The organism is uncultured Gilvimarinus sp. (genome assembly GCF_963975215.1).
Taxonomy (GTDB): domain Bacteria; phylum Pseudomonadota; class Gammaproteobacteria; order Pseudomonadales; family Cellvibrionaceae; genus Gilvimarinus.
Map to the genome: position 1 here is coordinate 21,758 of NZ_CAXBFW010000010.1, position 18,720 is coordinate 40,477.

The following is an 18,720-nucleotide window of genomic DNA, read 5'->3' on the forward strand; positions in this document are numbered from 1 at the left end:
TATCCCCAGAACGACGGTTTTTGAGCACTTTTTACCACTCGTTCTGATTCCTTCAGCCGAACCAGCTTGCTGTGTTCGGCTGCTTTTTTTTGCAGGTTTGCAAAGCCTGAGGTGGGTATGAAAACACTTTGGATGCTGGCGCTTATTGTGCTTGCCGGCTGTCAAACGTCCTCCGAGTCTGTATCGTCAAGCAGCTCAGTCAATACTTATCAAAACCTTATTATTTACGCCGATTATTTTGCCCCGGATGTGGTTGCGATAAACGGTGACTTTTTAGCGGTGGTGAAGCAAGTGATGGTTATGTCGACTTCGATTACGTCCGCTTAGGTGAGTTAGAGGGTAAACAATGAAAGATCAAATCAATAATAATCGACGCCAGCTCTTAAAAACCGGCGTATTGGCCACTGCCATTACGCCTTTGTCTTCCGCTTCTTTTGCCGCCGGGGGCGCCGAGCTGCAAACCCGCAGTGGCCGGGTGCGGGGTGAAAAGCACAATGGGCTGCATATTTTTAAAGGTATCCCCTATGGCGGGGATACCGCCAAACGCCGCTTTCAGCCACCGTTAAAAGAAACGCCCTGGAGCGGTGTGCGCGATGCCACTAATTATGGGGCCTCGGCACCGCAAGGGCGTGATGACACCGGCAGTGAAGACTGTTTGTTTTTAAACTGTTGGACGCCGGGCTTGGCTGATGGCGCTAAGCGCCCCATTCTCTTTTACATTCACGGTGGCGGCTATGCCACAGGGTCCGGCAGCGACCCTCTGTACGATGGCTCCACGTTATGCCATCAAGGCGATGTGGTGGTCATTACCGTCAACCATCGGCTTAATGCGTTTGGCTATTTGTACCTCGCGAATTTGGCGGGGCCCGATTACGCTCACTCGGGTAATGTGGGGCAGCTGGATTTAATTGCCGCGCTGCAATGGGTGCAAGAGCACGCGGAGGCACTGGGAGGCGATCCGAACAGCGTCACGGTTTTTGGCCAATCCGGTGGGGGTGCCAAAATCGCCACTATGATGGCAATGCCCGCGGCAAAAGGTTTGTTCCATCGAGCCTGGACGATGAGCGGGCAGCAGGTGACGGCCGCGGGGCCCCGCGCCGCGACTCAGCGCGCCGAGCGTTTTCTGGCGACTCTTAAGCCAGGTTCTAGTCGCGATGCGCAAATAAAGGCATTGCTACAGGCGCCGGTGGCCGATGTGTTGGCCGCGACTAAAGCAAAAGACTTCTCCCGTATTGAAGATAAGTCACTGCACTTTTGCCCCGTGATGGACAGCGGCGTGTTGCCGCGCCATCCGTTTTGGCCCGATGCTCCACTGCAGTCGGCCAACATCCCCATGGTAATTGGCAATACCCGCGATGAGACCCGCGCGTTTCTGGCAAAAGACGAAAACTTTTCGCTTAAGTGGGAGGATTTGCCCGATAAAATTCGCCGCCAACAATATGTGGATATCGAGCCCCGTGCCGTGATCGAGTTTTATCGTAAACAGTACCCAAACTACACGCCCTCGCAAGTGTTTTTTGCGGCGACTACCGCTGGCCGATCCTGGCGTGGGGCAGTAGAAGAGTTAGAAGTGCGGGCAGCGCAAGGCAATAATACCTGGGCCTATCAGCTCGATTGGGGCTCACCGCTGGACGGCGGTAAATACGGCGCCTTCCACACACTGGATATTCCTTTGGTATTTAATAATATTCACCAGGCCGGCTCGCGCACCGGGGGCAGTGACGACGCTCAAAAAATGGCGCGCAGCATGAGTGCCGCGCTACTGGCTTTTGCCAAAACCGGCAACCCCAACGACGCTGCCGTCCCTAAGTGGAAGCCGTATACGCTGGAGCAACGCGAGACCATGGTGTTTGATGTGCCCTCGCACTTAGAGAATGACCCGCGCGGCGCCGAAAGAGCGTTCTATGCGCAGGTGCCGTTTATGCAGCGGGGAACCTTCTAAGTCCGTCTGAAGAAGGCCCGTTTTAGGGCTGCAGAAAACGCTTTGAATGTGTAATGCACTCGTATCGTCACGCAATAGGTATACAGTAATGGAGTCTATACTTACCTCTGCAGTCACCGTATAGGAGCCGTTTATGGAATCGCCCGTCCACCCTTTGTCTGCCCTATTTGATCAGCTGGGATTGCCCAGTAACCCTGCAGCGATTGAGCAATTTATTGCCAACCACCGGCCGTTGGCAGCGGACGTTAAATTGGCTGACGCCCCATTTTGGGGCGACAGCCAGCAACGTTTTTTACAGCAAGCGATAAGCGATGATGCCGACTGGGCCGAAGTTGTCGATGAGCTGGACGCCTTGCTGCGCCACGGATAACCCTGTTTGCTGACTCCCCTGAAATAACGTTCTTTGCGAATCTCATGGCTTATTATTGCTAAAGGGACTTTGCGCGCCACGCTTGCGGTAACTAAGGTTAAAGCGTTGGTATCGATCATTCGCGTGAGGTAACGGGTTATGACTACAGCAACAGTAATGCGTTTTACGGCGATTCCCATGGGCATGCTGGCTACGGCGGGTTTGCTTTTGGTGATGGCCACCCTGATTCAAACGGACTATGTCGCTATGGAGCCCCCGGAGTCGGTGACCATTGGCAAGATTGTTATGCCGGAGGCGGAGATTATCGTGGATTACGAGCCGCCACTGGCCAGACCTGAAGCGCCCCCGGCACCTCCTGAAATGCCCCTGATGTCCCGTAAAATTCAAATAGACCCAGCGGCGCCCACGGGCACCGGGGTACAGTTTGCCGACCCGGTCGATGACACCCTTAGCGTTGGCCTGGTACAACCGGGCGATTACTTGCCCATCGTTAAAGTCGCGCCGCAGTATCCGCGCACGGCTATTCGCCGCGGTTTAGAAGGCGAGGTTGTGGTCTCCTTTACGGTAACCCGCACGGGTGCCACACGTGATATTGCGGTGATCAGTGCACACACGCTCGATGGTAACCCAACCAGCGTATTTAATAGCGCGGCGATAAAAGCGGCCGAGCGATTTAAATACAAGCCCCGCATTGAAAATGGCGCACCACTGGAAGTACACGGTGTGCAAAATCGTTTTATCTTTGAGTTAGCTCAATAGGCCGTACTTATACTCATACCCTCCTGCCGACCAATCGCTGGTCGGCTTTTTTGTTTTTCCGCTTGCTTAGAATACGGCGTTCCATTTATGTCTCCGCGCTTACTGTGTTTGTCTGTCCGGCGGTTACGCGTACCGTTTTTCGTTAGGTGGGGCTGGCAGGACGATAGTGCGGACGTCTCAGCCCGCTAATGCCCGTTCTATCTGGTTATAATTTGATCTCTGTAGCGTCATGTTAAGCGTCGGGAATAAGGCTAATAAAACCGTCCGCGACCGGGTTTGTCTCTCGTTAACTATTGTGTGAACGGTTTCTCGTTCTGGCCGATAAGCGGCCTTGGTTATTTTGTCAGGCACATCTTCTAAGTCTTTGAAAAAGCGATGCTTTTAAGTGCCGTTTAAATTTCACCAAGGTTTGGTGCCGATATTTATTATGGCGGATATCAGCAAGCCGCTCGTCTTGAATGTCAGGTCAAAGCGCCACTTGCCTAATGGTATGAGCGTTTCGATGTTGAGTGAAAGACTATAGCAGTCAAAGCGTTCGGTTTTTGTCGGGCGCGATAAAAGCAATAACAACACTATTGCGCACCGAGTGAGAGCCACACAGGGAAGCGCGCAAAGCAACTACACTGGAGAACACAATATGAAGAAGCCAGATAAATGGTCTGACGCTACCGGCACGCTGTCGCGTTGCTATCGCATAGGATGGAAATCGTTGCTTGGCTCCTGTGCGCTTATGTCCCTCGGCGCCACTACCGCCTTTGCGCAATCGGCTCCCACCGAGGACGACTTTCAGCGCCAGGTGGTTGCGGAAAACCTCGACCTGCCGATGGAATTTGAAATCTCTCAGGACGGACGTGTGTTTATCGCCAGTAAATGTGGCGCGCTGTACGCGTGGAATATTGATAATGGCACGCCCATCCAAACCGACACAGTGCCCAATGTGCGTTGCGCGTTTGAAGACGGCTTGCTGAGTGTTGCGCTAGACCCTAACTTTACGCAAAACAATTACATTTACTTTCAGTACACCTCACCCGGTAGCATCACTCGGGTCTCACGCTTTACCGTTAACGCCGACAACTCGCTTGACCACAACTCCGAGTCAATTGTGCTGCAGTGGATCACCGGCGATGAAGCGCACGGCCACATGGGTGGCTCCATGCAGTTTGATACGGCCGGAAATTTAATTATTACTACCGGGGACAATAAGGCCGCGGGTGGTTATTTTCAGTCGGCCGCGCAAGGTACCTCGGGTAATACCAATGATTTACGCGGTAAGGTGCTGCGCATTACCCCGACCGCTAACGGTAGCTACACCATTCCGGCTGGTAACTTGTTTACGGGCGACGCGCTGCATCGGCCCGAGATTTACGCCATGGGTTTTCGCAACCCCTTCCGCTTGAACATGGATCCGCAAACCGGTTGTTTGTACGTTGGCGACATTGGCCCAGATGCTTCGGCCGATAGTGCCGAGGGCCCGGGTGGTCTGGATGAGCTGAACGAAATATGCAGCTCGGGCAACTACGGCTGGCCTTATATTATCGGCTACAACCAGCCGTACGCCGGCTTTGACCCCAACAATATTGTGAACAACGCCTCGGATAATACCGGTGCGACTAATTTGCCCAACTCAACGGGCGCCATTTGGACTGTTCGCCATCAGGCGACTATGGCCGGCCCGGTATACCGCTACGATGAAAGCATCGAAAGCGAGTTTAAACTGCCGCCTTACTACAGCGGTAAATTGATTTTTTGGGACTTTAACAGCAGTCGGTTTTCTGTACTCGACCCTGCATCCGGTAGCAATCCGCCGGTTGCTGAAGACTTTCCGTTGAATACCGCCGGGTTTCAGGGGGCGATCGATGTTGAGCTAGACCCGCGCACGCATCAGCTCTACGTGCTGCAGTGGGGCGCGGGCTGTTGTGATAAAGAGCCTTATGGTGGTGGTGCTCTGTATCGCTTTGATTATGTTGGCGATCGCGATGACGGCCCTTTACTACCGGTGTTTAGCGCCTGGGCCAGCAGCGAAACCGGCGGCAATGTGGCGATGGACGCGTTTGACGGCGACCTCGATACCACCCGCTGGGAGAGTGAGGCCTCTGACCCGCAGTGGTTAAAAGCCGAGCTCGATCAAAGCTCTGTTATCAGTACCATTAAAATTAAATGGGAGGGCGCTTACAGTGCGCGCTATGTGCTGGAGGGCTCAAACGATGACGTCAACTGGGACATGTTGGCGCAAGAGTTAAACGGTGTTGGCGGCACGGCATTGCATATTATTGAAAACACCAATGCGTATCGCTATGTGCGTTTAACCAGCACCCAGCGCGGTACCGGTTATGGCCACTCGTTATTTGAGATGCAAATGTTTGGCGCGGGGGGCGATGAGCCCGAGCAGTGCGAGCCGACCGGCTTTGCCTACCTGAATATGCCTTGCAAGTTGGACGCAAATTTTACCGATGTGCCAACCTTGTTGTCGCAAACCGGTGTCTTTAGCGATACCGCCAATATGGTGCCGACACAAAACCTAATTGAGTTTAAACCCAATACTAAATTGTGGTCGGATCGGGCGCTTAAATCGCGCTGGATCTCGCTGCCAACCGGCACACAAATTGGCTGGGATGAAAAAGAGTTTTGGGAGTTTCCGGCCGGTACCGTGGCGGTGAAACATTTTGAGTTGCCGCTCGTGGGTGATGATGGCGCGGTGACCAAGCGCCTGGAAACACGCCTGATCGTGATGCAGCAAAACGGTAAGGTGTATGGCCTGACTTATAAATGGCGTGCCGATAACAGCGATGCCGATTTACTGACCACCGAGGTGTTGGAAGACATCGATGTGGTGGACGCTAACGGTAATAGCTGGACGCAAACCTGGGCTTACCCAAGCCCGACTCAGTGTATTGACTGTCATAACGCCGGCTCTAGCCAAATTCTGGGGATGAGCACGCGTCAGTTAAACAGCGACTACGGCTACCCCGGTGGCAGCGAGAACCAGTTGGTTCACTTTAATAATATGAACCTGTTTAACCCGGGCTTTAATAATGCGCAGGTAGATACTTTTGATCGCATGGTAGCGATTGATGATGCCAGTGCCAGTTTGGAGACGCGGGTCAAGTCGTATCTCGATGCTAACTGTGCCCATTGTCATGGTACCGGTAACGGTGGTTCGCAATGGGATGCACGCTTTAATACGCCGCTTGCCAATATGCAGGTTGTCAGCGAGTTAACCACCGGTATTCGCAACTACGAAAACTATTATGGAATCGCCGATGCCGAAGTGGTTACCCCCGGTGCACCGCACCAATCGGTGCTGTTTATTCGCGATAAGAGCGAAGACCCGGATGATCGTATGCCGCCTATCGGGCGCGCGCTGGAGCACACAGAGTACATCGATGTGTTAGAGCAGTGGATTAACTCGCTCGAAGGTGGTCAAGACACAGGCGTACGTTTGTTGTCGGATGGCGCAACCGTGCAGGCATCGTCGGTACAGGACGCATTTGTCGCTGACTTTGCAACCGATGGCGACCCGACAACGCGCTGGTCGAGCCTGGCCGAAGATCCACAGTGGCTGCAAATTGATTTAGGTGGTGTGTATGCCATCGATTCGATGACGCTTAACTGGGAAACCGCCTACGGCAGTGCCTACACCATCGAAGGCTCCACCGACGGCGTCACCTGGACTGAGGTGCTGGTCAATAATAACGGTCAGGGCGGCGTAGAAGAGTTGTCCAACCTATCCGGTAATTATCAGTACATCCGCCTGACGGGTACCGAGCGCGGCACCGAGTGGGGTTATTCGTTGTTTGAAGTTGCAGTGTACGGCACAGACGCTGTGGCTACTGAGGCCGGCTTACTGTCGCTGAATAAGCCCGCCAGCAGCTCCGATGTTGAGGGCGACATGGTGGCGGCCAATGCCTTTGACGGCGACATGGTGGCGGCCAATGCCTTTGACGGCGACCCGGCAACGCGATGGGCCAGTGAGTTTGCCGACCCGCAGTGGTTGCAGGTAGACCTTGAAGAGGTGTCCACTTTAACCGCCGTTAACTTAAGCTGGGAGGCCGCGTACGGTAGTAGCTACACCATTGAAGGCTCGGTGGATGGCAGCAACTGGACCGTGCTCGCCAGCGTATCTGGCGGCAGTGGTGGTAACGAGTCGCTGAATGTCTCGGGTGATTACCGCTATGTGCGTATGGTTGGTACTGAGCGGGGCACCGAATGGGGCTACTCGCTGTTTGAGATGGAGGTGTGGGGCTACGGCGATGTACAGGCGCCAACGGCCAGTGTCACCATTCAATCTCCAAGCGCGGGTCAGGCTCTGCAGGCCGGTCAAGCTGTTAATCTGGCGTTGTCAGTCAGCGATGCTAACTGGTTTACGGCCGGTGGCAGCGTGCGCTACAGCGTCGATGGTGGCGCTGATACGACGACTACCAGCTCGACGGTAAACCTTGGGGTACTGCCCGCCGGTGCGCATAGCGTCACGATGGTGTTGCTGGACGGCGCCGGTGATACCGTGGGCGCAACGCGCAGTGTGAACTTTACGGTGCAGGCCGGCGAGACGAATGATGCTGAGCTTTTGAGCTTAAACAAGTCGGCCACGTCGTCTGAGATCGAGGGCCCACACGTTGCCGGCAATGCGTTTGACGGCGACATGAATACCCGTTGGAGCAGCGAGCATTCGGCGACTCACTTTTTACAGGTGGACTTGGGTGCAAGCTACGCCATTGGCGGTATTCAAATCGATTGGGAGCCGGCGTACGCCACCGCTTACAGCATTGAGGTGTCAGAAGATGGCAGTGCCTGGGCGCCGGTTTACAGCACAACTAGTGGTGCCGGTGGCAACGAAACGCTCGATGTTACAGGCGTTGGTCGTTACGTGCGTTTAAACGCAACGGAACGTGCCACGGCTTACGGTTACTCCATTTGGGAGATGCGAATTTACGGCGAAGGTGATGTCGCTGTGGATGCCGGTATTGATATAACCGCCCCGTTTAACAATCAGGCTTTCGTTGTGGGCGACGCTGTTAATTTATCGGTGGCTATCGATGACGCCGACTGGTTTAACAACGGCGGTAGCTATCGGTATTACCTGGACGGCAACGGCGCGATTAGCGTGACTCAGCCGGGCAGCGTAAACCTCGGTGTGCTAAGTGTTGGCAGCCACACGGTTAGCGTCGATTTACTGGATGCTAATAACGCGGTGGTGGGTGACGGAGACTCGGTTCAGTTTGTGGTAAACACCGATGGCGGCAATAACGGTGGCCCAACTGGCTCTCCCGAGCAGTTAACGCCCATTGATGTAACCGCCTCTAGCAGTGTAGGTGCCGGTGTTGCCGCGAATGCCATTGATGGCAACGAGGCCTCGCGCTGGGAGAGTGAGCCAAGCGATCCGCAGTACCTGCAACTGGATATGGGTGAGTTAACCTACTTTACCCGTATCTTGCTGGATTGGGAGGGCGCTTACGCCAACGTTTACACCATTGATGTTTCGGATGATGGCAACACTTGGACCACTGTTTACTCAACCGACAGCGGCGATGGCAATGTCGATGACATTACGCTCAATGGTGAGTCGGGGCGCTACATCCGTATGCACGGCACAGGTCGCGCTACCGGTTACGGTTACTCGCTATTTGAAGTGGCGGTATACGGTATGGCGGCCGACCCGGATCTGGCGCTGGTGAATATTCTCTCGCCCGCAGCGGGAGCCAGCATCGCCGAGACGGACCCGGTGAACCTGCAGGTAAACATTACCGATAGCGGTTGGTTGGCAAACGGTGGCAAATATCGTTACCGCCTTGACGGCGGCGCGCCGGTGGATGTCACTAACCTAAATACCGTTAACCTCGGTAACCTGGCCACCGGCCGGCATACTTTGCAGGTTACCTTGGTTGATGCCTCTGGTGCCGAAGTGAGTATTCCACGCACACGGGAGTTCTCGGTTAACTGCGGTAATGACTGCCCCAATGTGTTGGTGTTTTCGAAAACATCGGGCTTCCGTCACGGATCGATCCCGGCCGGTATCGCGATGGTTGAAGAGATCGCCGCCGACTATGGTTACGGTATCACCGCCAGTGAAGATGCGAGTCTGTTCAGTGCGGCTAACCTTGCGCAGTACAGCACCGTGGTATTTATGAATACCACCGGTGATATCTTTACTCCTGCGCAAAAAGCGGCCTTCCAAAGCTATATCGAAAATGGCGGTGGTTTTGTCGGGACACACTCGGCGGCCGATACCGAGCACGGCTGGGATTGGTATACCGACACCTTGATGGCCGGTGCGGAGTTTATTCATCACGGTGACGGTATCCCTTATGCCCGGGTGGAGATTGAAACGGTCAATGATCCTTTGGTGGATCATATTGGCTCCGATTGGTACCTGGCCGATGAATGGTATTTCTGGCAGGGCAACCCCCGTGGTGTGGGCAATGTTCAGGTGTTGGCTAACCTCGATCGCGGTAGCTATAACTCAAACTACCCGGTGGAAGATCACCCTGTAGTGTTTAAAAACACCGTGGGTGCGGGTCGTGCGTTCTATACCGCCGTCGGGCATGTGGATGCCAATTTCTCTGACCCCAATATGGTTGAGATGATTCGCAAGGCTATTGAATGGACGTCTGAAGACTAGTCGTGCGCTGATGGCCGCAAGGCAACCGAAAGCCCGCCGCCAGGTTCTGGTCGCGGGCTTTTTTATGTAGGGTACTGGCTCGCACTATGCAAGGCTTGGCTGTTCAGCGGTTACGATTCCCGAGCGAGGTAATCTGGCTGAGCCCCTGAATAAGTTCCTGGCTAAACGACTCTATTGTGTAAGGCGCAACCGCTGTGGCTATCAGCCAGTATTGCCGCCCTCTGATGTTTAATAAATGATACAGCGCCTCAGACTTTACGCCATCTTCCTGCCAGCTAATAAGCTGATAACTGCCTTCGCTATCGGTCATGGTTTTAATCTGGTAGTGCTTTGGGCGCTGCGGCCTAACGCTCACTCGCGAGTGTTGCTGTTTAATACGCTGAGCTAAATCCAACCACAGGCGCTGTTGATTAAGCGTTCCCTCTATTTGGATTACCTGCAGCAAGTACTGACCGTCTTCTCTCTCATCTCCTGTATCAGCGTTGTTGTGACGAATAAAAATAGTGGCGTCGGCGGGCGTGCTGCTGGCGATAGGGCGTAACTGTATCGGCGCGGGAAAAGTGACACAGATCTCAGGTTGCACGCAATAAGCGCTATCACTATTGCCACTTTGCGCAAAAGACAAACGTGGACTGATCAAAGCCGAGATTATTGTTATACCGATGCACAAGGATATCGATACCGAACGCGCCACCGGTTTGGCCGCTTTGTTGTTAAGCCGCTTGCGTGGTTTAAGGTTGTGTTGCCAATGGCTGTTCACAATGGGTCGCTTAGGTATCCAAAATAACATTGGTGGAAATTGCGCTCGAAATCGTCATGGTAATTAGGCCAGAAGAATATTGCCAGCGGTCTCAACCGAACGGCCCTAATAATAAGTACAGCCAGGTATGAGCATGCACTATTCAAATGGTATGGAACGCATCTACTTTAAGGCCCTCGGATTAATGCGCCGCACTGTGGGCAGAGTGGTACCACCTGACGATGTGGAAGATATAGTGCAGGAAACCTATGTAAAAGCCTGTCAAATTCGGGATTTGGGGCACATACGCAACCCTCAGTCATTTTTACTTAAAATGGCGCGTAACCTTGCTTTAGATCACATAAAGCGAGCGGAATACCGTTTGGCTACCTCAATCACTCAGCTATCCGGCGATAGTGACTTTGAGCTTGGCTCTGAGCACGACAGTACCCTTGACTGCGTTACCGGTGATCAGGAGTTCTCGCTTTTTTGTGAGGCCGTGCGGCAGCTGCCGCAACAGTGCCGGCGCGCTTTTGTGTTAAAAAAAGTCTACGGCTACAGTCAAAAAGATATCGCTGATCGCTTGGGCATCAGCGAGAGCACGGTAGAAAAGCACATAGCCACGGGGCTGCTTAAGTCTCGCCGGTTTATGCGAAATAAAATGGGCGCATCGCTGGAGCCGGGTCGCTATGAGTAATGTATTGCGCTTTGAGAGCCGGGATGACATTGACCAGCGTGCATGTCGCTGGGTGGCCGCTATGGATCGCGGCTTAAGTACCGCTGAACGCAGCCAATTAAGCCGCTGGTTAAAGCAACACCCAGCCCATGAGCGGGCGCTGTATGAGTGCGCCCAGCTGTGGGACAACATGGATCAGCTAAGCAGGTTGGCCGAGCTGTTCCCGGAGGTAAACCCATCCCCCAGGCGCCGCCCGCTACTGTTAAGCGCCGCGGCTTCGGTGCTGTTCGTGGTTTGCCTGAGTGTCGCCTTAATGATTTCCGGTGTGGCGCAGCCCGGTTGGTTTAACCAGGCGCTACTGTCGTCGGCTCCATCCAAGGGCGTACTGACCACCGCAAAAGGTGAGCGTCGCAGCATCGCCTTGAGTGACGGCAGCCGTTTAACGTTAAATACCAACTCGCAACTTGAGTTGGATTTTAATGCCCGTTACCGCGATATTCTGCTGCGCCGTGGTGAGCTTAATGTGCAAGTGGCTCATGATAGTTCGCGCCCGTTACGGGTTTTTGCCGGCGGTAAATTAGTCGAAGCGGTGGGTACAGCATTTAATGTGCAGCTGTTGGAAGACAACCGTGTTGAGTTGATTGTGACCGAGGGTAAAGTACTGGCGGCCCACGCACGTGCTGCGGATGCACCTCAAACCCGGGCGAACACAAATTACAGCCGTATAGACCCGGCGGTGAAGCCGGTTGGGGCGCGCGAGCGGTTAGTGCTTGCCCAGGCGGAGACTGACGTAGAGCGCATGAGTGACGCCGACGTTAATACCCTGCTGAGCTGGCAGCGCGGCGAGTTAGTGTTTCGTGGCGAGACCTTGGCGCAGGCGATTGCCGAGGTGAGCCGCTATACCGATACCCGGATTACCTTTGCCGACCCGGAGCTAAAGTCGATACGTATTGCCGGGCTGTTTCGCGCCGGCGATGTCGACGGCTTGTTGGCTGGACTGCAAAATAATTTTTCAATTGGTCATCGCTACCTGGATGACAACTCTATCGAACTTAATACCCTAACCGACTAGCACCTAAGCATCTTGCCTTGATCGATAATAAAACTCAGGCCAAACCGATGAGAAAATAATAATGACAGATTGGTTTTGGGGGAAATTAACAGCAGGTTCGTCTTTGACCTTGGTGAGAGTAATACTCGCCGGGATTATAAAAAGTGTTGCGTTTTTGTTTCTGTCAGTAATGGTTTTTACACACGCTTATAGTGTGAGTCTTGACGAAAAACATCACTTTGACATCCCCGCAAGCCGAGCTGATATTTCTCTGACTGAGTTTGCTTTGCAGGCCAATATAACCTTGGTGTTTCCGTTTGATCGAGTGAAAGGCGTCACTACCAACCCGCTAGTGGGGACTTACAGTCTCGCCCGGGCACTGGATCAAATTTTAGCGTATACGCCATTGACTTATAGCGTCAGTGAAGACGGTCAGCTCGCGATAATGAACGAGCCATCTACGCAAGAGAGCGATAATATGAATAAAAAGTATCTGTCTGTGGCGGTAGCTACCGCCCTTGGCACCTTAGCAAGCGCAGCCAGCGTTGCACAGCAGGTCGCAGAGCCTGAAGCCCACGGCCTGGAGGTGGTTACTGTGACCGCCCGCCGTAAAGAAGAGAATTCACAGCAGGTTCCCGATACCGTTATTGCCTTTTCCGGTGATGCGGTAGAGCGTGCGAATATCCAGGCCGCACGGGATGTAACCGTTAGAATCCCCAATGTGGCAATTACCGAATCCTTAAGCCCTTCGTCAACGTTTTTAATTGTGCGCGGTATCTCGTCGGTACGTAACTCTGAGCCCGCGGTGGCGGTTGTTGTCGATGGTGTTCAGGTGGGTAGCGCGTCCGAAATTTCGCAATCGTTTTTTGACGTAGAACAAATTGAATTGCTAAAAGGCCCGCAGGGGGCTCTGTATGGGCGAAATGCTTTAGGCGGCGCCTTGATTGTCACCTCAAAGAAACCCACTGAGGATTTCGAGGGCCGCTTTAGTGTAGGCGGTGGCAATGGCGATTTGTTTGAGGTGAACGGATCGCTCGCGGGTGCGATTACCGATGATTTAATGTTTCGCTTTGCCGGCAATCATCGCTCGTTTGGCGGCACCATCGAAAACCAGTACTTAAACGATGTCTATGAGCGAAACTCACGTGCGGTGACCGGAGATACTCCCGGTAGCAGCTACATGGACTTTGAAGAGAATCGCGATTTTCGTGCCCAGCTACTCTGGGAGCCAACCGATCGCACCTCGGTGGATTTACGCTATTCGCAAAATGACCTCGAGTCGGGCGCCATGTGGTATCGCAATATCTACCGCTTAGAGACTGATCCAAACGAGGTTTATGAGTTTCCGATTAACTCCAACGGCAACCCCACCGCGAATCGCACCATCAATAGTGGATCGTTAAAAATTGAGCATGGTTTTGATGATGTTACCTTAACTTCGATTACCGCCGCGACGGATACCAACGAGCGCTATGGCGTTGCCGGTGAAACCCGTGGCAATGATCGCACCGGTAACGTGTTGTTTTTTACCGAGCCCTACGTCAATGCATTTATCGATAGCCTTGATAGCGGAGTCGATCGCGAATTTTTTAGCACAACACTGGCAGACTGGGCCGCGGGTAATTTTGTCGGCTCCGATCAGTACTATGATGTACAGACAGTATCGCAAGAGCTGCGTTTGTCTGGCAGCTTCTCAGACGAGCTTGAATACGTGGTTGGCGCCTACGGTTTGTTAACCGATCGCGCCGATACGCTGCGCACCACCTGGGAGCGGCCAGAAGGGCAACCCTTTGACTGTCAGCCAGCTTACCCCGGCGGCCCGATAAAAACCGACTTTAGTACCTGTAACGGTTTAATTGATGCCACCCAAAATGAGCAAGACAATACCGCCTGGGCGGTGTTTTTTAGCACTGATTACCACATGACCGACACCTTAACGTTGACCGTGGCTGGCCGTTACGACGAAGACAAGCGTGAGGTCACCCGTATTGATGGGCCAACGGTGGACACCTTTGGTCTGGGAGTGGGCAGCTGTGATTCTGTCGCTGACCCGGAGAACTGTTCGCCCTCGGGCTCTACCATTAGCCGGACTTTCTCGGCGTTTCAGCCGAAGGTGTCGCTGGCTTATACGCCAAGCGATGACTGGACCTTTTACGGCACCGCGGCGCGTGGCTTTAGAAGCGGTGGCTTTAATGCCTCGGGCGCGTTATTGACGGACAGTTATGATCAGGAGACGCTGGACAGCTTCGAGCTGGGTTTTAAGTCAACTTTGTTGGGAAATCGGTTGCGCGCCAACGGTGCGATCTTTCATCAGCGTTACGAAAACGCCCAACAGTTTGAGTTTGACGGCGCAATTTTTGTGCAGAGCTTGTATAACATTCCCCAAAGCGAAATAAATGGCGTTGAGCTGAGCTTGGACTTTGCCGCCACCGACAACCTGTTGTTGAGCGCCGGTGTTGGCATTATGGATTCCGAGATTACCGAGTTCGATTCGGGTATTCGCGATCGCATGCAATCGGAGTTACTGGCTCGTACCGCTAACACCGTTAAATTGCCCGCAGGTACTCAGGCGTCATTCGACAATAATTTTCAGGGCGAGAAAATGCCCAATTTTCCGCATCAGTCCGCTAATGTGTCGGCACGACACGATTTACCCATTGGCCGGGACGACAACCTGATCACGCAAATTGAGTATAGCTACACGGCTGACCGTTATTGGTGGATAGATGGTCAGGATGTGCAAGACGATGTGGGGTTAGTCAACGGCAGTATCGCCTACGTGTTTGACGATAACCTTGAGTTTCAGTTGTGGTGTAAAAACTGTACCGACGTCGATTACGACTCTGAGTACGCTCCCACCGAGAAAGAGCTGTTTGGTGGCGCGGCAAAAGATGTGGCCTATCAGGCCCGCGGTCGTACGTTTGGCTTAAAGGCAAAGTATAAGTTTTAGTGCTTGGAGTCCTCTGGCATGGGGTTTCGATACCCTCACTTGGCGGGCCGTTATGGCCCGCCTTTTTTATGCCCGCAGTGACACTGGTTATCCGACATAAAAAAGCCCGCGAGACTATCGCGGGCTTTTTTGGGTACGGTGGTTGTTATTGATAAACCCGAACGTAATCGACGTACATGCGCTGGGTGCTAAAGTTGGCGTGATCCGGATCACCCGGCCAGTTGCCACCAACCGCGACGTTAAGCAAGAACCAGAAGGGTTGGTCGTACACCCATTGGCCGTATTGCTCGACTTGGGCACGGGTAACACTGTAAAAGTTGATATCGTCTACGTACCAGCGAATACCGTTTGCATCCCACTCAACCGCGTAGATTTTATAGGATTGCTCGATAGGTGTGGCATGATCGAGGTGCCCGGTGATAGGCGTGTTGCCTGAGTAACCCGGCCCGTGCAGCGCGCCCGAGGTGATGTTGTTGGTACCAACATGCTCCATAATGTCCAGCTCGCCGCCCTGAGGCCACCCTTGTGTATTAAAGTTGTCACCCAGCATCCAGAAGGCGGGCCAAATACCCTGTGCTTTGGGCAGCTTTAAACGAGCTTCCATCCGGCCGTATTTAAACGACTTTTTGTTGCGGGTGTTCATCCGGGTTGAGGTGTAGCCGCAGTTGCCACCAAACCAGCAGGCGCCACCAGTCTCTTGTCGAGCTTCTAGCACCAGTACATTGCTGCCGGCCTGCGGATCGTACTGGATCGAGGCATTGTTGCCATTGGTGTAGTACTGCAGCTCATTATTACCCCAGCCGTTGCCGCCGGTTTCAAAGTTCCAGGTGTTTAAGTCGATACTATCGAACTCATCGCTCCAGGTAACCGTTGGGTTGGGGTTTGGGTTGCCGCCGCCACCGGTCGGCGTGGCTTTAATCCAGTTGAGGTTCCAGCCGCCAGTGGTGGCATACACGCCGAGACTGTGGTTACCGGCCGGTAGGTACGCATCAAGCGTCACCGTTTGCCAGGTTTGCCAGCCGCCGGTTACCGGAATGGCGACTTCGCCCAGTGAGGTGCTGCCGCCGTTTAAGTCCAGCGATAGTACTCCGCCGCTGCCACTGGCTACCCGCACCTCGAATTGATAGTTGCCGGCGGTGGGGACATTAAAATCATTGTAGGCCAGCCACTCGCCGGATTCGGTCCAGCCAACATTGTAGCCGCCGCCCTGGTCACTGGTGGCTTCGATATCCACATCGCCGCTACGATAGGCGCCCCCGGTGTTGCCTGGCGTGGTGTCGCTGGCGTTGTCGTAATCTTCTGCCTCAATCGTTATGCTGCTGCCTCCGCCACCGGTGCTGCCCACGGGCTCGACTTCAATCCAATTAAAGTTCCAGCCGCCAGTGCTGGCGTAGACGCCCAGATTGTAGGTGCCGGCGCTCAAATCGACCTCTCGCTCTAGGGTTTGCCAGTTTTGCCAGCCGCCTGTGGCGGGTATGGCAAGCTCGCCGAGCAGGATCGAGCCGGCATTGAGGTCGACTGACATGGCACCGCCCGTGCCACTGGCGACGCGTGCCCGAACCACATAGCGGCCATTGGCGGGGATGTTCAGGCTGGCGTAGGTTAGCCACTCTCCGGTCTCCACCCAGCCCACATTGTAACCGCCGCCCTCGTCGCTGGTGGCCTCGATATCGACGTCATCCGAGCGATAGGCGCCCCCGGTATTGCCGGCGGACGTGTCGGCAAAAGCGGTGTAATCTTCGGCCTGAAAGCGCGCGGCCAGAGATGCATGGCTGCACAGTATGGCGCTGGCACAGAGCGCAGCGCTGAGTAACGTTTTGGGATGTGAGTACTTTATTGTCATAGTGGTTTCCCTTGGTAGTCATTCGATACCGCAACCGGTCTTTGCACAAGGCTGCGGCTGATGCAGGCTAGGGGGCGCGGCAGGTGAGGTCGCCACACTTTGCGACTCACGCAAAGTGTGACGTCTGAAAACCGGTATGCCTTTGCGTCACGCTATAGCTGGCGGGCCCTGTAGCCGGTAGATGGGTTTGGAATATCGGTGTAGTGTTTTAATTTCAACAGGCCGTGAAGCCCCCGGTGGCTATGGTATGATGACGGCCTCCTGTGGCGACAAATAAGAGACAGATCTCAGATAAAGGTGGGGCAGGGCATGGCAATAATGAGTATTACGGTAAAGCGTTGGATAGGCCTTGCCTGCCTAATGTGGGGCAACGCCATGTCTGTGTCGGCGGCCCAAAACACCGTCGATGATGCACCAGCGGCGGATGCGCCCCACCCCGAATACGTACTGTGGGTCGGGGGTAATGCTCCGGGGCGGGCCGAGCGTGAAGTCGAGGTAATTTCTCAGGCTTTGGCGCGTACCGAGGCGAAATACGGCCCTTTTCGCTTAACCGTCTCGCGCGAGCCGTCTTTGGGTAAAGACTGGCGCCACCTGCTTACCGCCGGTGAAAAAATTCATATTGTGCCTACCTCCTATTTAAGTTTTCCTCCCGATGAAATTACGCTGATTCCGGTGCCGATTGCCGGCGGTAATCTGGGTTACCGGCACGTGGTCGTCCGGCGCGACCGGCTGGGTGAGTTTGCCGATGTCGAACACGCGGTCGACCTACGTAAAAAGTTGGCGGGCCAGGGGCGCACGTGGCCTGATATGTGGGTATACGAGGCCAATGAGTTACCGGTAAAAGGAGAGCGCGATCTAGCCTCTTTGCTGCAGGCGCTCGATAAGGGCGAAATTGATTACTTACCGCTGGGCGTCGATGAAACTGGCCCCATTTTAAAGAAGTATGCGCGTGACACTGAGCGCTTTGCCATCGTCCCCGATCTGTTGATTTACTACCCGTTATCGAGCTCGCCCGTTGTGAGCAATAAGCACCCGGAGCTGATTGCGCGGCTTAGCGAAGGGCTTGAGGCGATGCACGCCGACGGCAGCTTACGCCGCTCTACAACGAGCACGTTCGCGCCGTCACGTAGCCGTGTGATCAAGCTCGAAAACCCAACCCGCTTATTCCCCTTGGTCTATTAACATGGGGTAGCGGTGACTGAGCTCGAGTATGAGCAGCGCCTTAAAGGCTGGCTGTGGGACGACGCTTATCGTATGGCTCTGTTAACCGCTGCGGCTGAGCTGGCGTTACCCGACTGGTGCCTGGCGGCCGGTTTTGTGCGTAATCTGGTGTGGGACAAATTACACCACTATACTCAAGCGACTCCGCTTAACGACATAGACTTCATTTATTTTTCGGCGGACGAGGGCGAGATCGCCTGCGAGCGCCGTTATGAAAAGCAATTGCAGTTAACGGTGAATGCGCCCTGGTCGGTAAAAAATCAAGCGCGAATGCACCGGCGCAACGCCGACGCGCCTTATTGCTCTAGTGTTGATGCGATGAGTTATTGGGTTGAGCTGGAAACCGCCGTCGGTGTGTATTGGGCCGACAACCGGATCGAGCTGGTGGCGCCATTTGGTTTAGCCCCGCTTTTTGCGGGTACGGTTACCCGCAACCGCCGTTGTCGCAGCGCTCAGGCATTTAGTGAACGGCTAACGCAAAAAAACTGGCAACGCCACTGGCCCAAACTTAGTGTCATAAGCGCTGGGTAACACGCAAAAAGCAATGTGAGGA

Annotated in this window: 12 protein-coding genes; 10 read left to right on the forward strand and 2 right to left on the reverse strand. The window is 54.2% G+C overall.

Annotated elements, in window-relative coordinates; all coding sequences use genetic code 11:
- Positions 1–117: 117 nt before the first annotated feature.
- From AAC019_RS08760 to AAC019_RS08780, 5 genes are all read left to right on the forward strand, one after another.
- Positions 118–327: a hypothetical protein gene (locus tag AAC019_RS08760; protein ID WP_339898380.1), complete on the forward strand. Its 210-nt coding sequence runs from the start codon at positions 118–120 to the stop codon at positions 325–327.
- Positions 328–346: 19 nt separating this feature from the next.
- Entirely contained in the window at positions 347–1,942 is a 1,596-nt protein-coding gene (locus AAC019_RS08765; protein WP_339898381.1) for a carboxylesterase/lipase family protein, read from the forward strand.
- A 133-nt stretch (positions 1,943–2,075) separates the two neighbouring features.
- The gene (locus tag AAC019_RS08770; protein ID WP_339898383.1) at positions 2,076–2,312 is read left to right on the forward strand and encodes a DUF2789 domain-containing protein; all 237 of its coding nucleotides are present in this window, start codon (positions 2,076–2,078) and stop codon (positions 2,310–2,312) included.
- A 138-nt stretch (positions 2,313–2,450) separates the two neighbouring features.
- On the forward strand, positions 2,451–3,071 hold the full coding sequence (locus AAC019_RS08775) for an energy transducer TonB (RefSeq protein ID WP_339898384.1): 621 nt from the start codon (positions 2,451–2,453) through the stop codon (positions 3,069–3,071).
- A gap of 637 nt (positions 3,072–3,708) precedes the next feature.
- Positions 3,709–9,687, forward strand: coding sequence for a discoidin domain-containing protein (locus AAC019_RS08780; RefSeq protein WP_339898385.1), 5,979 nt, complete (start codon positions 3,709–3,711; stop codon positions 9,685–9,687).
- 103 nt (positions 9,688–9,790) lie between these two features.
- Here the strand turns inward: AAC019_RS08780 and AAC019_RS08785 are convergent, their stop codons facing one another.
- The gene (locus tag AAC019_RS08785) at positions 9,791–10,270 is read right to left on the reverse strand and encodes a hypothetical protein (protein WP_339898386.1); all 480 of its coding nucleotides are present in this window, start codon (positions 10,268–10,270) and stop codon (positions 9,791–9,793) included.
- 310 nt (positions 10,271–10,580) lie between these two features.
- Between AAC019_RS08785 and AAC019_RS08790 the strand changes: the two genes are divergently transcribed.
- The 3 genes from AAC019_RS08790 to AAC019_RS08800 all read left to right on the forward strand — a co-directional run bounded on the left by AAC019_RS08790 (position 10,581) and on the right by AAC019_RS08800 (position 15,103).
- Entirely contained in the window at positions 10,581–11,123 is a 543-nt protein-coding gene (locus AAC019_RS08790) for a sigma-70 family RNA polymerase sigma factor (RefSeq protein ID WP_339898387.1), read from the forward strand.
- Complete coding sequence (locus tag AAC019_RS08795; RefSeq protein ID WP_339898388.1) at positions 11,116–12,174, forward strand: FecR domain-containing protein; 1,059 nt, start codon at positions 11,116–11,118, stop codon at positions 12,172–12,174. Before AAC019_RS08790 ends, AAC019_RS08795 begins: the two co-directional genes overlap by 8 nt.
- Before the next feature lie 193 nt (positions 12,175–12,367).
- Positions 12,368–15,103 carry a TonB-dependent receptor gene (locus tag AAC019_RS08800; protein ID WP_339898389.1) on the forward strand — a complete coding sequence of 912 codons (2,736 nt, stop codon included), beginning with the start codon at positions 12,368–12,370 and terminating at the stop codon, positions 15,101–15,103.
- Between the two features lie 145 nt (positions 15,104–15,248).
- On the opposite strand, the gene AAC019_RS08805 is transcribed toward AAC019_RS08800, so the two are convergent.
- A complete protein-coding gene (locus tag AAC019_RS08805) occupies positions 15,249–16,946 on the reverse strand; it encodes a carbohydrate-binding protein (RefSeq protein ID WP_339898390.1) in 1,698 nt (565 codons plus the stop codon).
- A 309-nt stretch (positions 16,947–17,255) separates the two neighbouring features.
- Between AAC019_RS08805 and AAC019_RS08810 the strand changes: the two genes are divergently transcribed.
- Both AAC019_RS08810 and AAC019_RS08815 read left to right on the forward strand, forming a co-directional pair.
- The gene (locus AAC019_RS08810; RefSeq protein WP_339898391.1) at positions 17,256–18,128 is read left to right on the forward strand and encodes a hypothetical protein; all 873 of its coding nucleotides are present in this window, start codon (positions 17,256–17,258) and stop codon (positions 18,126–18,128) included.
- A 12-nt stretch (positions 18,129–18,140) separates the two neighbouring features.
- A complete protein-coding gene (locus tag AAC019_RS08815) occupies positions 18,141–18,698 on the forward strand; it encodes a nucleotidyltransferase family protein (protein ID WP_339898392.1) in 558 nt (185 codons plus the stop codon).
- Positions 18,699–18,720 lie beyond the last annotated feature (22 nt).

What these genes read in the sequence shown, in the direction of transcription:
- AAC019_RS08775 (WP_339898384.1), top strand. Translation starts at nt 2,451, where the DNA reads ATGACTACAGCAACAGTAATGCGTTTTACGGCGATTCCCATGGGCATG.
- AAC019_RS08805 (WP_339898390.1), bottom strand. Translation starts at nt 16,946, where the DNA reads ATGACAATAAAGTACTCACATCCCAAAACGTTACTCAGCGCTGCGCTC.
- AAC019_RS08795 (WP_339898388.1), top strand. Translation starts at nt 11,116, where the DNA reads ATGAGTAATGTATTGCGCTTTGAGAGCCGGGATGACATTGACCAGCGT.
- AAC019_RS08790 (WP_339898387.1), top strand. Translation starts at nt 10,581, where the DNA reads ATGCACTATTCAAATGGTATGGAACGCATCTACTTTAAGGCCCTCGGA.
- AAC019_RS08760 (WP_339898380.1), top strand. Translation starts at nt 118, where the DNA reads ATGAAAACACTTTGGATGCTGGCGCTTATTGTGCTTGCCGGCTGTCAA.
- AAC019_RS08780 (WP_339898385.1), top strand. Translation starts at nt 3,709, where the DNA reads ATGAAGAAGCCAGATAAATGGTCTGACGCTACCGGCACGCTGTCGCGT.
- AAC019_RS08770 (WP_339898383.1), top strand. Translation starts at nt 2,076, where the DNA reads ATGGAATCGCCCGTCCACCCTTTGTCTGCCCTATTTGATCAGCTGGGA.
- AAC019_RS08765 (WP_339898381.1), top strand. Translation starts at nt 347, where the DNA reads ATGAAAGATCAAATCAATAATAATCGACGCCAGCTCTTAAAAACCGGC.
- AAC019_RS08810 (WP_339898391.1), top strand. Translation starts at nt 17,256, where the DNA reads ATGGCAATAATGAGTATTACGGTAAAGCGTTGGATAGGCCTTGCCTGC.